This window comes from Janthinobacterium sp. SUN128, from assembly GCF_030587275.1.
GTDB lineage: Bacteria > Pseudomonadota > Gammaproteobacteria > Burkholderiales > Burkholderiaceae_D > Janthinobacterium > Janthinobacterium lividum.
Genome location: NZ_JAPWHY010000005.1, coordinates 113,596 through 128,643, shown reverse-complemented (window position 1 = coordinate 128,643; position 15,048 = coordinate 113,596). Strand labels below are relative to the sequence as shown.

Sequence of the window (15,048 nt, the reverse complement as noted above, 5' to 3'; positions counted from 1 at the left end):
GGAGCGGCGCTCATGGACAAAAACCGGGATTGTCCGGATAGCCCAGCGACTCGGCCACCGCCATGGTCGTCCCGCTGGGCAAACGTATGGCGCCTGCGCCGGAAGGAAACATCACCCCCAGCAGCGGCAGGATGGGCCGGTAGGGCACGCCCTCGCAGCGCGCGCCGAGACCCGGCTGGCACAGGCGCGCGCGCACGAAGCGGATGCAGCTGGCGCCATGCGGATCGTCCAGGCAATTGATGCGGTTGCGTTGCGGACAGCCCGGCAGCACCGTCACCGGCACTGCCGCCAGCGCGGCGCCGCCGCTGCTCTCCGACAAATAATCGATGCGCACATGCGCGTCGCCGATGCCGCCGCCCAGCGGCAGCGTGCCCGGCGTGGCGCGCAGCACGGCGTGCGTGCGCACGGCCTGCAAGGCGCCGGCATTGCTGAAATCGGTGACGGCGGCAGCGCGCGCCGCGCGCCGGGTGATCTCATGCACCATGTTCCACACGTACACGGCGCGCGCCATTTCCAGCATGGCAAACAGAAACAAAAAGAACAGCAGCGCCAGCATGGCAAATTCGACGGCGAAGACGCCCTCTTGGCGCTGCCGGCGGGGGCGCAGATTAATTAACATAGCGCAATGTCGCATTGGCGCGCAGGGGAATCGGCTCCAGCTGCGGCAGCCACTTGCGGGTCAGCTCAGGCAGGAAATCCACCGGCATGTCCACGGTGACCTTGATGCGCACCTGCAGCGGCGCCGTCGCGTAGCTGCCGCAGCCATAGGAATCGTCGGCATACACGCAATCCACGTTGACCCTGGCGGCCTCCATGTCGGGCCAGCTTTCCGCCATCGCATCGACCACCATCTGCCGGGCCAGGGCGGCGCCCTGGTTCGCCGTGCCGATGCTGCCCATCTGCGGCAGCGGCATGGTCGCCATGTAGCGCGCCGCATCGTGCACGCTTTTTTGCAGGGCCGTGTACACCAGCAGCGCGCGGCCGAACAGCAGCACGAAGGGCAGCAGTCCCATGAAAAACAGCAGGATCAGCGACAGCTCGATGGCGGCGACACCGCCCTGGCGGCGTGGCGCGCGGCAGGCCGGCTTCATTGCAGCAGCTCCGCCGGGCCGATCAGCGATCCCTCGGCTGCCAGGCCGGCAAATTCGGCGCTCAGCACGCCATTGCTGGCCGGCGCCGTCATGAAGAAGCGGCCGATGCCCAGCACCTGGGCCAGCACGTCGCTGCCGGCCGGCACGGGACAGGCGAGCAGCGCAATGTGCAGCAAACGCCGCTGCGCCAGGCCCGCGTTGCCGGTCGGCGCCGTCTGGTACGCCAGCGTCAGGTACGGCGACTTGTCGGTCGGATAGCTGGATTTGGCGGCCGGGGCGGCCGGCGTGGCCGGATACAGCTTGGGCCAGTCGGTGGTGGCAAACGGCGGATAACCGCCGGCCGGCTTCGGGTTGCTGTACCTGGCCGCCCTGGAAAATGACCACAGCGGCCCGTAGCTGCCGACCGCCGGCGGCGTCGCATTCGACTCCGGATCGGCCACGGACAGCAGCGGATTGCCCGTACTCAGCGCACTGGGCGCATCGGGCGCATTCGTCATCCACCAGTTCGCCGCCGTGTTCGGATAGGCGCGGATGTTCGTGTCGGACGGCGCCACCACCGGATGGCAGCCGCTGCCCGGATACTGGTTGAAGCGCGCATTGAAGGCCGTCCATAGCGCGGCGGGAAAAGGCCGGTGCACATGCACCTGGGCGCTGCCGATGCGCGGATACAGCACCGTGCCGCTGCAGACAAACGGCAAGACGTTCGATTCGCTGACCTGCTGCGACGGTCCCACCACGCCCGGCCGGCCCAGCGGATTGAGCACGAAATGTTCGGCCGCCGGGCCGTGCGGATTGAGCTTCAGCAAGTTATACGCCACGCCGCGGCGAAAGCCATATTCCAGCAGCTCGACGGCCGGCAGCAGTGCCGCATTCGTGCGCGGGCTGGCGGCACTGGCCGACAGCGCGCAGACAGCCAGCGGCATCAGATTCAAGCTGCTGCGCCCCGCCACGGCGCGCGCGCCCGTGTCCAGGGTGCGCAGCGCCGGCGACCAGGCGCCGAGGAACGCCGTCGCCACCCGCCCCAGCGAGGGATCATTGGCCTGCGTATCGACGCGCACGAACAGCGCCGTGGCGGCGTCGGGCACGGCGCCCGCCGCATGCCATTCGCTGGCGGGCGCGTCGGGAGCACTGGCGAAGCGGATGCTGGCGTCCGACAAGGTCGCGCCCTCCATGCGGCGGCGCCATGCGCTGCGGTCGGCCGCACTGCTCTTGGCTTTCGTCACGGCGGCAAGCAGGCCCTCGGGCGTGCCCACCAGCTCCGCCGCCGCCGCCATCGCCGCGTTGTCGGCCAGGTTCTGCAGTTCCGTCTTGCGGCCGATGACTTGCCCCACGTCCAGCGCCAGGCCGATAAAGCCCAGCACCACGATGAGCAGGATGGAAAAGGCGATCAGCATCGCCCCGCGCTGGCGCAGGCGTCTATTTGCCATTGCCGCCTCCCAGCATGAATTGCACCGGCTGCGGCGCCTGGGCATTCGGTTCGGCAAACGAGGCGCGGTAGCGCTGCATGACGGCGTGCGCGCTGGGGCCGTCGAGGCCGTCTGCCGGCGTGCGATTGCCCGCGCCGGCCGGATCGCGCACCTGCTGCGCCATGGACAGGCGCACGGCGTCGCCGAAGCGGCGGTCCAGCTGCGGCGTGCTGCCGTGCGCGCAGGCGGCCAGCTGCAAGGCCAGGGCCAGGGCAGCCAGGCGCCGCAGCGACGTCAAGAGCGAGTTCGGCATGGCGTATCTCCCCGTCTCATTTCAACTCGAAACCGTTGGCCGCGCGCGGTGGCGGCACGGACGGCGGCGCCGAGGGCACAGGCCCTTCCATCTTGCCGCCCAACATCAAGTCCATGCGCGACGGCGGCGCCAGCTGCGCCGTCGGCAGCACGGCATCGGCCGGCAAGGGTTTGACCAGGTGCGCGGTAATGACGAACAACAATTCCGTGCGGTCGTGCTGGAAATCCGTGCTGCGAAACAGCGCGCCGAGGATCGGCACTTCGCTCAGCCAGGGCAAGCCCGTGATGTTGCTCACCTGGTTGTTCTTGATCAAGCCGCCGATGGCATAGCTCTGGCCGTCGTACAGCTGCACCGTTGTCGAGGCGCGCCGCGTGGTGATGACGGGCAAAATCGAGCGCCCGCTGACGCCGGCGGCGGAAATGCCCACCCCTTCGCGCGACAGTTCCGACACTTCCGGCGCCACCTTCAGGTTGATGCGCCCGCCCGACAGCACGGTCGGCGTGAAGCGCAGGCCGACACCGTACTCGCGCTCTTCCAGCGTGATCTTGTTGTTGTCCTGGCCGACGGGAATGAAGATCTTGCCGCCGGCCAGAAAACTGCCCTCTTGCCCGCTGATCGCCATCACCGTCGGTTCGGCCAGGATGCGCACCAGGCCATCCTGTTTCTGCGCCTCGATGGTCAGCTGCTGGCCATTCGACTTGCGCACGTCGAGCAGGCCGTTGGCCGTGCCGCTCAAGAAATTCGACAGCAAGGTGGTGGCCCAGCTGCCAGAAGCAAAGCGCAGGGTGGCGCCCACTTCCAGCCGTTCCAGCAGCGACTTCGACACTTCCGCGATCTGCACGGCCAGCATCACTTGCTGCGGCGCACTGACGTCGAGCATGTTGATGATGCGGCTGTTCGCGCTGCCCGCGCCGCCAGCGGGTGCCGTGGCGGCGGGCGGCATGGCGGCGCCATCGGCGGGCTTGGGCAGCGCCAGTGGCACCGTGGCGCGGCGCACGTACGCATGCGCCAGCTCGACGGCGCGCAGCACGGCGCCCGCGTCCTGCACCGTGCCCGACAGCACCAGGGTGTCGGCCACGGCCGTGACGCGGATGGCTTTTTCGTCCGGCATCAGGGCCGCCAGGGTTGCCTGCAAGCCGGCCGGGTCCATGCTGACGCTGACGTTCACCACGCTGCACACGCCGCTGCGTCCCTGGATGATCATGTTCGTGCTGCCCACGTCGACGCCGACCACATACAAGGTGTCGGGCGCCACCAGCATGGCTTGCACCACGGCAGGATTGCCAACGCTGCGGGCCAGCACCGCCTCGGGCAGGCGCAGCATGCTCGACTTGCCCACCTGCAGTTGCAGGTTGCCGGGCGAGGCCGCTTCACCGCCGCAGCGCGGGCCAGGATCGGCCGCCGCGCCGGCAAGCGGCGACAGCAGGCAGCACAGTATCAGCAGGGCGCGGTTCATGAGTGTGTCCATGGTTGGCTAAAAACATTCGCGCGACTGGCGCGTCCCGTCGATGACGCCGCTGCACTGGCGCGTTGGCTCCGGCGGCGCCTTGGCCACGCGTGCCGGACGCGGCGCTGCGGCCGGCACGGGCGCGGCGGCAGGAACGGGCTCGTCGGCTTCGTGCGGTCCACCCAGCAGGGTCAGCTTGGTGGCGCCCGCCGTCACGCCCGGCTGCGGGTCGACCTGGTTGCGCAGCACCAGCGACAGGCTGCCCACGCTGCGCGCCAGGTCCAGGTTTTCCGCCTGTTCCGGCGTCACTTCCAGGGTCACCGCATTGACCACGCGCGGCTTGGTCTCGTCGCGCCCCACTTCCTGCGCCACGGCCAGCACGAGGATGCGTTCGAGCACGATCTTGGAAATGTTGCGGCTTTGCGGAAAGGCGCGGTCGCCAGAATCCTGCTGGGTGCTCACGATGATGTCGACATAGTTGCCCGGCAAGGCGAAGCCGGCCACGCCGATCACATCGTTGACGCGCACGGTAATGGCGCGCCGCCCTTCCGTGATGAGAGCCGACAGGCCGCCCAGGGTGCCGGCCGGCGCCAGCTTGGCTTCGCTCAGCGGTTCGCCGCGCAGCACGCTGGTTTTCAGCACCCGTCCCGCCAGTTTCGCCGGGTCTTGCAGCGCGCCTTGCGGCAAGCTTTCCGCCGGCCACTCTGCCAGGCGCAGCATCTCGGGCGCCAGGCGCTGGCCCAGGTTGACATCGCTGGCGGCGACGACGATCTTGCCCTTGCCGGCCGGCGTCTGGCGCAGCAGCCAGTGCGAGGCCAACAGCACGGCCAGCAGACCCAGCACGACCGCCAGGCCCATCATCAGGAGGGCGCGCCGGTTTTTCATGCGATACGCTCGCACAGGCTGGCGGCCGGCATGTCGCAGCTGGCAAACAGGCTGCCCCAGGCCTGTTCCAGGGCGCCCACCGTCAGGCGCGCTTCGCAGCCGGCAAAGCCGGCGAAGTCGCCTATGCGCGCCAGCAATTCCTGCGGATAGCTGGCCAGCAGGGGCCGTCCCTGCGCGCCATGCAGGTGCAGCAGATGGTTCAGGGCCAGCTCGTCGATGGCCATGCCGGCCAGCCGGCATTGCTGGCGGAACAGCGCGCGATAGGCGCTCTCGGCCAGCGGCCCCACGTGCACCTTGTAGCCGATGCGGCGCAGCAAGGCGGCGTCAAACAGCTCGCCCGGCGGCACGTTCGTGGCCAGCACGAGGGCATTGTCGAACGGCACACTGATCTGCACGCCGCCGGGCAAGCCCAGCTGGTCGCTGCCGTGCGCCAGCGGCTGCATCAGCCGCGTCAGCAATTCCGGCGCGCCCAGGCGCTGGCGGCCCAGGTCGTCGATGATCAGCATGCCATTGTTGGCGCGCACATGGGGCGGCGCCTGGTAGCAGCCGCCGCTGGCGTCGAGCCGCAGTTCCAGCATGCCGGCGTCGAGTTCGGCGCCCACGTGGATCACGGGACGCTGGCACAGCACCCAGCGGATGTCCGTGCTGCGCCGCTCCAGCGCCTGGCGCGCATGGCTGACATGCTGCGGCGCGGGCGGCAGGTGCTGGGCCGGATCGTACAACTGGATGATGTCGTGGCCGACGATGACGGCGTACGGCACGGCGACCAGCCCGTGCAGCAATTGTCCCAGCTGCAGCGCCAGGGTCGACTTGCCGCTGCCGGGCGGACCGTACAGCAGCAGCGAGCGCCCCGAATGCAGGGCCGCGCCGACCACGTCGAGCATGCCCGGCCCCGCGTGGGCGCCACCCAGCACGGCGGCCAGGTCATCGCTGCCGACGCGCTGTTCCTGCACCAGCCACGACTGGCGCGCCACCATGGCGCGGTAGGCTTCCAGGGTAACGGGCGCGGCGCCGATATACGCGCAGCGCTCGAGGAAGGCGCTGGCGCGCTGCTTGCCGGCGCTCGTCAGCTGGTATTGCACGTCGATATCGGATTCGCCGCGCCAGGCCACTTCGGCCATCTGCTCGCTCACCATGAAGTCGAGCACTTCGCGCAAGACATTGATCGACAGGCGCAAGCGCGTCGTCAGTGCGGACAGGTGCGTCTTGCCGCTCACAAACATCAGCTTGGCGATCAGTTCAACCACCAGGGGCCGCTCCAGTCCCGTTTCACGCAAGCTCTTCGGCTGCGGCGGCAAGGGCGGCATCAGGTTCGCATCGGCAGGGCGCGGCGCACTCTCGGTGCTCATGGAATAGTCGACCTCGGTCATGCTGCGTCTCCTAGCCGGTTAAGACTGCATTCAACAGAATTCATTCTAGCGAGCGGGGACCGGTGCCCATTGATCAAGAGCAATGAATACCAATCAGAAATAATGCCGCCCTTGCACCAGCAGGCAGCCCAGGGCAATGGCCAGTCCGTACGGCATGTTGCCCACGCTGGCGCCGCTGCCCAGGGCGTTTGGCGCCAGGGGAATACCGGCCATGCGCGCGATCATCGGCCACAGCAGCTGGCGCAGATTGCCGAGGCAGGCGCGCCACTTGCCCTGCCAGGTGATCATCAGCACGGCCATCAGGCCGCCCAGGACAAACGTGGCGAAACAGATCTGCAGCACGGGCCAGGGACCGGCAAAGGCGCCCGCCATGGCGATCAGCTTGACGTCGCCGGCAGCCATGCCGCGCAGCACGTACAGCGGTAGAAACAGGAAAAAGCCCGTGGCCATGCCGCCCAGCCACAGCGGCAGCACGTTTTGCGGCCACAGCCACAGGTGCAGCGCCAGGGCGGCAAGGATGCCGGACAACACCACGCCATTCGGTATCTTGCGGCGGATCAAATCACTGACGGCGGCCCCCGTCACGAAGCACAGCAACAGCAGGTCGAATACGGCATAGGCAGGCATGCGACACCTCCTGAAAAAAAAACCCGCCGCTGGCCGGCCAGCGGCGGGCACCCGCTTAGGGCGTCAACACCAGGTTCGACGAAATGTCGGTGAGGACGGCCAGCAAGTTGGTCTTGATCAGCAAGAAACCGGCCGTGATGGCGGTAGCCATCAACGCCGCAATCAGGCCGTATTCGATTGCCGTAATGCCATCCTCATCCTTGACAAACTGCTGTACTGCCGACAGGAAGGTATGCATGACAAGCTCCCAAAAGTGAATCACAAGTCCCTGGCGCAATCGGGTGTGAAACATTGCCCATTCCTGCTAATATGTTTCCTGCCGTAAATTTCTGCGCCATTGCATTGACTATAAAGCGTCCACGTTTTGGCAAATTGACGCGCCACAAGTTTCCATATGGAAATTATCAAACCCTGTTGAAATGCCGGCTGGCGCAAACAAATGTTGCGATCAGGATTGAAAGCCTTCGTCAGGGCAAGTTTTTTGCAATGCGGTGCATGAATCTCATGTATTTACATGAAATATTGCATACGTTAATTGCCTATTAGGCAAAAAGACATTATCCTGCTTAGCTCTTCTTTGGAAAGGCCTCTCGCCCGGCGGTAAAGAGCGTCATGCCACCAAATAAATCTTGGCTTCTTGTAGACGGACGCGAACATGCTCTTGCTTGATGCAATGCTGGTATGACGACACTTGTGTGACTACTTTCCAGAGATCGACAATGGATTCCCTACTGAAACACATGGTGGACATGACCGGGCACCGCGACCACACGATGCTCGACATCTCCGTGATCTCGGCCGTCCAGGAACTCGCTGCCGCGTCGCAGACCCGTGTGCTGGCCCTGACCACCGTGCGTGGCCAGGTGTTCGTGCGGTCGCGGGCCATCATCGTGGCGGGCAGCGTGGCCCGCATGGAAGAGCATAACGACCCGACTCTGCCAGGCGAACCGCTGTCGGACTACCCGGCCCTGGCCGCCTGCATCAAGCGCCATGAAGCGAGCGCCGACACCCTGTGCGCCGACGGCCGCCACCTGCTGTGGCTGCCCATCTGGATCGGCGACCAGGTCACCACCTGCCTGGAAATCACCAACCCCACGCCGTACACGGGCGCCACCATCCAGGTGATCGGCGGCATCGTCAGCGTGTACCGCAATTTCCAGAACCTGCTCGACTACAGCGAACGCGATTCGCTCACCGGCTTGTTGAACCGCAAGACCTTCGACGACCAACTGGCGAAAATCCTGCAAAGCCGCGGCGAACCGGAGGCGGAGAAGCCGCTTCCCGTCGATGCAGAACGGCGCCACCATACGGACACGGAACGGCAATGGCTGGCCGTGATCGATGTCGATCATTTCAAACTGGTCAATGATAAATTTGGCCACCTGTATGGCGATGAAGTGCTGATCCTGATCGCCAACCAGCTGCAATCGTCGTTCCGCTCGCAAGACCGCATCTTCCGCTTCGGCGGCGAGGAATTCGTCGTGCTGCTGCGCTCGATCACCCTGGAAAATGCGCAGAAAATCATCGACCGCTTCCGCACCAATGTCGAAGCGCACGACTTCCCGCAAGTGGGACGAGTGACAGTCAGCGTGGGCTTCGTCAGCATCAACGCCTACGAGGCGCCCGTCATCATCCTCGGCCGCGCCGACCAGGCCTTGTATTACGCCAAGAGCCATGGCCGCAACCTGGCTTGCCATTACGACGAGCTGGTCGCCAAGGGCCTGTTAACTACCATTACCTCGAACGATACGGCGGAATTCTTCTAGGCATCCGCTAGGGAAAGAAACCGCATGGGATCAACCTGCCACTTGGCGGCCGACTCATGGCCGACGATCTTGTCGGCGCCGCCAAAACCGAAGCCGCGCGACAGGTCGACCGTTTCCGGCTTGATGTAGGTCTTGCTCTTCGTACTGAAAAACACATTCACTTTCGGCGCCAGCAGATTGCTTTCGTGCGCCTCGATGACGACGGCCAGGCGGCCTGATTCCAGCATCACCATGGTGCCGACCGGATAGATGCCCACGCAGCGCATGAAATCCTGGGCGAACACGGGGTTGAAATGGAATTTGCTCCACTCATAGATCTTGCGCAGGGCTTCGGCGGCGGCGATGCCCTTGTGATAGCTGCGGTCGGACGTCAGCGCGTCATACACGTCGACGATGGCGGCCATCTGCGCCAGTTCGCTGATGGCGTCGCCGGCCAGCTGGTCCGGATAGCCGCTGCCATCGCGCCGTTCGTGGTGGTGCAAGGCGATGTCGAGGGGAATCGCGCCCACCTCGGGCGACTGGCGCAGGATTTCGTAGCCGTCGCGCGGATGGCGCTTGATCAGGGCAAATTCTTCCGGCGTGAGGGGGCCGGGCTTGTTGAGCACGCTGTCGGGCACCAGGGCCTTGCCCGTGTCGTGCAGCAAGCCACCGAGGCCAGCCTGGTGCGTGGTGGCCGCATCGATGCCGCGCGAGCGGCAGAACGCCACCAGCAGCGCGCACACGCTGACGGAATGCAAAAAGGTGTAGTCATCCTTGGTCTTGATGCGCAACAAGCCGACGAGGGCACCGGGATTGCGCAGGATCGATTCGGTAATATCCTGGACCGTGTGCTGCACGCGGTCCAGCTCGACAGCCTTGCCCAGGCGCACGTCGGCCATCACCGTGCGCACCAGGCTGGCCGCCTGCCGCCGCACTTGCGTGGCGCGCGCCAGTTCCATGCCCAGCGACACGCGCGTGACCACTTGCGGCGCCGCGGCGATCTGCACCAGTTCGCGCTCCGTCTCGGCGCGCGCCTGCGCCACGGTAGGCGCATCCTGCACGTCGAGGCCCTTGCCGCTGTCGATCACCACGTCGTGGATGCCGGCTTGCATGATCTTGCGGATTTCATCGTCGCTGCGCAACAGGAAACGGTTGCGCACGAATGGATGCGTCATCCAGTCGCAGCTGAGGTCATGAATGTACATGCCCACTTTTAATTGAGACGAATCAACTTTCTTGAGCATGCTGTCATCCCACAAATACGCGGCTGGAGCACCGAAGGCGCTAGAATGAGTATAACAAAATTGTTATTCTGCTGGCCGCGTTCGGCGCTGCGGCGCAACACCGTGTTTTTTCCGCTCAACGCACCGCTTCTGGGACCCATGGAACTGCGCCAATTACGCTACTTTGTTGCCATCGTCGACCACGGCTCGCTGTCGCGCGCGGCCCTGATCCTGCACGTGGCCCAGCCGGCCCTGACACAGCAGCTGCGCCAGCTGGAAGAGGAACTGGGCGTGCAGCTGCTGCACCGCTCGGCCCAGGGCGTGCTCAGCACGGATGCAGGCAAGGTGTTTTACGAACATGCGCAAGCGATCCTGAAACAGGTGGCCGACGCCCGCTCGGCCGTCACGCAAAGCGCCACGCGGCCGTCCGGCAATGTCACACTGGGCTTGCCGCACAGTATTTCCGGCGCCCTGGCCCTGCCCCTGCTGCTGGCCGCGCGCGAGCGCTATCCCGAAATCACCCTGCAATTGACGGAAGAAATCACGGGCAACCTCAATGAACAGCTCAAATCGGGCCGCATCAACCTGGCCGTGCTGTTCGACGATGGCCAGCTCACGCCGTTTGCCTGCAGCCCGCTGGTGGAAGAAGAGATGCGTTTCATCTGCCGCAGCGATTCGCCATTCGCCCCCGCCGGCCATGCCGTGTCGTTCCAGCAAGCCTTGAGCGCCACCTTGATCCTGCCGGGCCTGCAGCATGGCGTGCGTCCACGCATCGACAGCCGCGCGCGCGAACTGGGCCTGGAAACGGCGAACGTGATCGAGATCAACTCGATCGCCATCCTGAAATCGGCCATCCTGGCCGGCATGGGCGCCACCATCCTGCCGGCCGCCCCCCTGCTGGCCGAGCTCGACAGCGGCGCCATGCGCAGCTACGCCATCCACAGCCCCGTGCTGTCGCGCACAGTGGCCCTGTGCGCCTCGAAAAACATTCCCCTCACCAATGCGGGCAACGCCGTGAAAAACCTCGTGCTGCAAGTGGCCGCCGAACTGTGCGGCAGCGGGCGCTGGGTGGGGGCGAATGTGCTCTCACCCATGGCATAAGTATTTCTTATACCCCCATCGGCAAAGCGTATTTGCCCCCTTTCCTGACTCGTTCTACACTGACCACATTAACTATTTTAAATTTAAAATGGTTATGTGCCGCCCACACGCGGCCATCCCGTCTGCACAGTGCGCGCCTTACCGGGCGCGCCACTTGTACAGCCGTCATCTGAAACACCCTTTTGGAGACAGCCATGTCCGTGACCACGGAAAACGGCTCCGCAGCGTTCGCTAGAAACGCCGGTGCCGCGCCATCTACGCCCCCCGACACTTCCCGTTTGACCACCGTCAGCCTCGACGACAAATACACGGCCACTTCCGGCGCCATCTTCCTGTCCGGCATCCAGGCCCTCGTGCGCCTGCCCATGATGCAGCGCCTGCGCGACCAGGCCGCCGGACTCAACACGGCCGGCTTCATTTCCGGCTACCGGGGCTCGCCCCTGGGCGGCCTCGACGAGAACCTGTGGAAAGCCAAGAAACAGCTGGAAGCGCACCACGTGCAATTCGTCCCCGGCGTCAACGAAGACCTGGCCGCCACGGCCGTCTGGGGTTCGCAGCAAGTCGACCTGATCGGCCCGGCCAAGTACGACGGCGTGTTCGCCATGTGGTACGGCAAGGGCCCCGGCGTGGACCGCTGCGGCGACGTCTTCAAGCACATGAACCATGCGGGAACGGCCAAATTGGGCGGCGTGCTGCTGGTGGCCGGCGACGACCATGGCGCGTATTCCTCGACCCTGCCGCACCAGTCCGACCACCTGTTCTCCGCCTCGATGATTCCCGTCCTGTATCCGTGCAATGTGCAGGAATACCTGGACCTGGGCATCCACGGCTGGGCCATGTCGCGCTTTTCCGGCTGCACCGTGGCTTTCAAGGCGCTGGCCGATACGGTCGAATCATCGGCTTCCATCGATGCCGATCCGTTCCGCGTGGAAGTCAGGATTCCGCAGGACTTCGTCATGCCCGAAGGCGGCCTGAATGCCCGCCTGTCGAGCATCCCGCTGGGCCAGCAGGCGCGCAACCAGGAAGCGCTGATGCAGGACTACAAGATCTACGCGGCCCTGGCTTACGCGCGCGAAAACAAGCTCAACCACACCACCATCGACAGTCCGAACGCCAAGCTGGGCATCATCGCGTCCGGCAAGTCCTATCTGGACGTCCTGGAAGCGCTGGAAGAGCTGGGCATCGACGAGCAGATGGCGGCCGACGTGGGTATGCGATTGTTCAAGGTGGCCATGCCGTGGCCGCTGGAACCGGACAGCGTGCGCGAATTCGCGCAAGGCCTCGATGAAATTCTCGTCGTCGAAGAAAAACGGCAGATCGTCGAATACCAGCTCAAGGAACAGCTGTACAACTGGCGCGACGACGTGCGCCCACGTGTCATCGGCAAATTCGACGAAAAGGGCGAGTGGGTGGCGCCGCGCGGCGAATGGCTGCTGACCTCGAAGGCGGACTTTTCCGTCTCGCAAGTGGCGCGTGTCATCGCCAGCCGCATCGCGCGCCTGATTTCCGATCCCGTCACCTGCGACCTGATCAAGGCGAGATTAAGTTTCCTCGACGCCAAGGACGCGGTATTGAAGAAAGCCGTGAACACGCCGTTCCGCCCCGCTTTCTACTGCTCCGGCTGCCCACATAACACGTCGACCAAGGTGCCGGACGGCAGCCTGGCCCTGGCCGGCATCGGCTGCCACGTGATGGCCACGTCGATCTACCCGGAAATGAACAAGCTGACCACGCACATGGGCGGCGAAGGCGCGCCGTGGATCGGGCAAGCCGCGTTTTCCGAGCTGCCGCACGTGTTCCAGAACCTGGGCGACGGCACATACTTCCACTCGGGCTATCTGGCCATCCGTGCCGCGCAGGCCGCCAAGGTCAACATCACCTACAAGATTCTGTACAACGACGCCGTCGCCATGACGGGCGGCCAGCCCGTGGACGGCTTGATCACCGTACCGATGATGGCGCAGCAAGTGGCGGCCGAAGGCATCGCGCGCATCGCGCTGGTGACGGAAGACCTGTCGCGCTACAGCGACCGCAGCAACCTGCCCGCCCACGTGACCTTGCACGACCGCAAGGATATGGATGCCGTGCAGCGCGAATTGCGCGAAGTGCAAGGCGTATCCGTGCTGATCTACGACCAGACCTGTGCGGCCGAGAAACGCCGGCGCAGGAAAAAGGGCGAATACCCTGACCTGGCCAAACGCATGGTCATCAACGACGCCGTCTGCGAAGGCTGCGGCGATTGCGGCGTGCAATCGAACTGCGTGTCGATCCTGCCGAAGGAAACGGAATTTGGCCGCAAGCGCACCATCGACCAATCCTCGTGCAACAAGGATTACTCGTGCGCCAAGGGTTTCTGCCCCAGCTTCGTCACCGTCGAAGGCGGCAGCCTGAAAAAGACCAAGACGGGTGCCAGCAAAGCGGGCGAGACGGACAACTTCGGCCCGCTGCCGGAACCGCTCCTGCCCGCCTGCGACGCGCCGTACAACATCCTGATCAACGGCATCGGCGGCACGGGCGTCATCACCGTGGGCGCCCTGATGGGCATGGCGGCCCACCTGGAAGGCAAGGGCGCGTCCGTGCTGGACATGACGGGCATGTCGCAAAAGAACGGTTCCGTCACCTCGCACGTGAAAATCGCCAGGTCTCCCGCGCACATCCGCGCCCAGCGCATCGCCACGGGCGAAGCGGACCTGATTTTAGGCTGCGACATGCTGACGGCCGGCGCGCAGGATGCCGTGTCGAAAATGCGTCCGGGCCGCAGCCTGGCCGTCGTCAACCTGCATGAGCAGCCGCCAGGCACGTTTGCGCAAAATGCCGACTGGCAATATCCAACGGCGGAAGTGCGCCAGCTGATCGAGGAATCCGTCGGCGGCGCCGAGGCAGCCGACTTCATCGATGCTACAAAACTGGCCACCGCGCTGATGGGCGATTCGATCGCCGCCAACCTGTTCATGCTCGGCTACGCCTGGCAAAAGGGCCGCATTCCGTTGACGGAAGCGGCCTTGCTGCGCGCCATCGAACTCAATGGCGTGGGCATCGAGTCGAACAAGAAAAGTTTCCTGTGGGGCCGCCGCGCCGCCGTCGACGTGCGCCGTGTCACGCAGATCGCCACGCCCACGCAGGCGATCATCGTGCAAATGCCGCAAAGCCTCGATAGCGTCATCAAGAAGCGCGTGGAGTTCCTCACGGCCTACCAAAACGCCGCATATGCGGATGGTTATGTGACCCTGCTCAAGCAGGTGCGCGACCGCGAAAACACCCTGGGATTGGGCCAGAAGCTGTCGACGGCTGTCGCCAAGAGCTATTTCAAATTGCTGGCCTACAAGGACGAGTATGAAGTGGCGCGTTTGTACACGGATGGCCGTTTCGTGGAGCAATTACAGCAGCAGTTCGAGGGGAATTTCTCCGTGAAATTCAACCTGGCGCCACCGCTGTTCGCGAAAAAAGATGCGAAAGGACACTTGGTGAAAGCGGAGTTCGGTTCCTGGATGTGGCGCGCCTTCAAGCTGCTGGCGAAAGCCAAGGGGCTGCGGGGCGGTACCTTCGACGTCTTCGGTTATACGGCCGAGCGCAAGATGGAACGCGCGCTGATCGTCGAATACCGCGAACTGCTGGCGGGACTGCTGGTCAGCCTGACGGCGGACAACCTGGCCACCTGCGTGGAACTGGCGTCGCTGCCCGAGAAAATCCGCGGCTTCGGCCACGTCAAGGAAGCGGCCGTCGACACGTATCGCCAGGACAAGGCGAGATTGCTGGCCAAGCTGGCGGACGGCAGCAAGCACGCGGCATAAGCCGGTCAGCTGGGCTTGACATGACAACGCAGAGCCGAGGCTCTGCGTT

The 15,048-nt window shown here is 64.9% G+C and carries 13 protein-coding genes; 3 read left to right on the top strand and 10 right to left on the bottom strand.

All coding sequences use genetic code 11. The features are described 5' to 3' along the window. Window positions 1-10: 10 nt before the first annotated feature. The 9 genes from O3297_RS25640 to O3297_RS25600 all read right to left on the bottom strand — a co-directional run bounded on the left by O3297_RS25640 (window position 11) and on the right by O3297_RS25600 (window position 7,377). Entirely contained in the window at window positions 11-619 is a 609-nt protein-coding gene (locus tag O3297_RS25640; protein ID WP_151092154.1) for a TadE/TadG family type IV pilus assembly protein, read from the bottom strand. After that, complete coding sequence (locus O3297_RS25635; RefSeq protein WP_151092152.1) at window positions 609-1,091, bottom strand: TadE/TadG family type IV pilus assembly protein; 483 nt, start codon at window positions 1,089-1,091, stop codon at window positions 609-611. Before O3297_RS25635 ends, O3297_RS25640 begins: the two co-directional genes overlap by 11 nt. Then, entirely contained in the window at window positions 1,088-2,518 is a 1,431-nt protein-coding gene (locus tag O3297_RS25630; protein WP_305050759.1) for a pilus assembly protein TadG-related protein, read from the bottom strand. The genes O3297_RS25635 and O3297_RS25630 overlap by 4 nt, the downstream gene beginning before the upstream one ends. Further along, the gene (locus O3297_RS25625; RefSeq protein WP_092609360.1) at window positions 2,508-2,810 is read right to left on the bottom strand and encodes a hypothetical protein; all 303 of its coding nucleotides are present in this window, start codon (window positions 2,808-2,810) and stop codon (window positions 2,508-2,510) included. The genes O3297_RS25630 and O3297_RS25625 overlap by 11 nt, the downstream gene beginning before the upstream one ends. A 16-nt stretch (window positions 2,811-2,826) precedes the next feature. Further along, window positions 2,827-4,266 carry a type II and III secretion system protein family protein gene (locus O3297_RS25620; protein WP_070258636.1) on the bottom strand — a complete coding sequence of 480 codons (1,440 nt, stop codon included), beginning with the start codon at window positions 4,264-4,266 and terminating at the stop codon, window positions 2,827-2,829. 18 nt (window positions 4,267-4,284) lie between these two features. Then, entirely contained in the window at window positions 4,285-5,142 is an 858-nt protein-coding gene (cpaB, locus tag O3297_RS25615; protein ID WP_305050755.1) for a Flp pilus assembly protein CpaB, read from the bottom strand. After that, a complete protein-coding gene (locus O3297_RS25610) occupies window positions 5,139-6,512 on the bottom strand; it encodes an ATP-binding protein (protein ID WP_305050753.1) in 1,374 nt (457 codons plus the stop codon). Before O3297_RS25610 ends, cpaB begins: the two co-directional genes overlap by 4 nt. 93 nt (window positions 6,513-6,605) lie before the next feature. After that, window positions 6,606-7,139, bottom strand: coding sequence for a prepilin peptidase (locus tag O3297_RS25605; protein WP_034783644.1), 534 nt, complete (start codon window positions 7,137-7,139; stop codon window positions 6,606-6,608). A gap of 55 nt (window positions 7,140-7,194) precedes the next feature. Then, a complete protein-coding gene (locus O3297_RS25600; RefSeq protein ID WP_034752975.1) occupies window positions 7,195-7,377 on the bottom strand; it encodes a Flp family type IVb pilin in 183 nt (60 codons plus the stop codon). A 481-nt stretch (window positions 7,378-7,858) separates the two neighbouring features. On the opposite strand from O3297_RS25600, the gene O3297_RS25595 reads away from it, so the two are divergent. After that, window positions 7,859-8,905 (top strand): GGDEF domain-containing protein, encoded by a 1,047-nt coding sequence (locus O3297_RS25595; RefSeq protein WP_034783647.1) that lies wholly within the window; start codon window positions 7,859-7,861, stop codon window positions 8,903-8,905. Here O3297_RS25595 and O3297_RS25590 read toward each other — a convergent pair. Beyond that, a complete protein-coding gene (locus tag O3297_RS25590) occupies window positions 8,902-10,128 on the bottom strand; it encodes an HD-GYP domain-containing protein (protein WP_070280068.1) in 1,227 nt (408 codons plus the stop codon). The genes O3297_RS25595 and O3297_RS25590 overlap by 4 nt on opposite strands. Before the next feature lie 138 nt (window positions 10,129-10,266). Here O3297_RS25590 and O3297_RS25585 point away from each other — a divergent pair, with 138 nt between their 5' ends. Next, window positions 10,267-11,208 (top strand): LysR substrate-binding domain-containing protein, encoded by a 942-nt coding sequence (locus O3297_RS25585; RefSeq protein WP_070258630.1) that lies wholly within the window; start codon window positions 10,267-10,269, stop codon window positions 11,206-11,208. Window positions 11,209-11,402: 194 nt separating this feature from the next. Further along, window positions 11,403-14,999 (top strand): indolepyruvate ferredoxin oxidoreductase family protein, encoded by a 3,597-nt coding sequence (locus O3297_RS25580; protein WP_305050748.1) that lies wholly within the window; start codon window positions 11,403-11,405, stop codon window positions 14,997-14,999. Window positions 15,000-15,048: the final 49 nt, after the last annotated feature.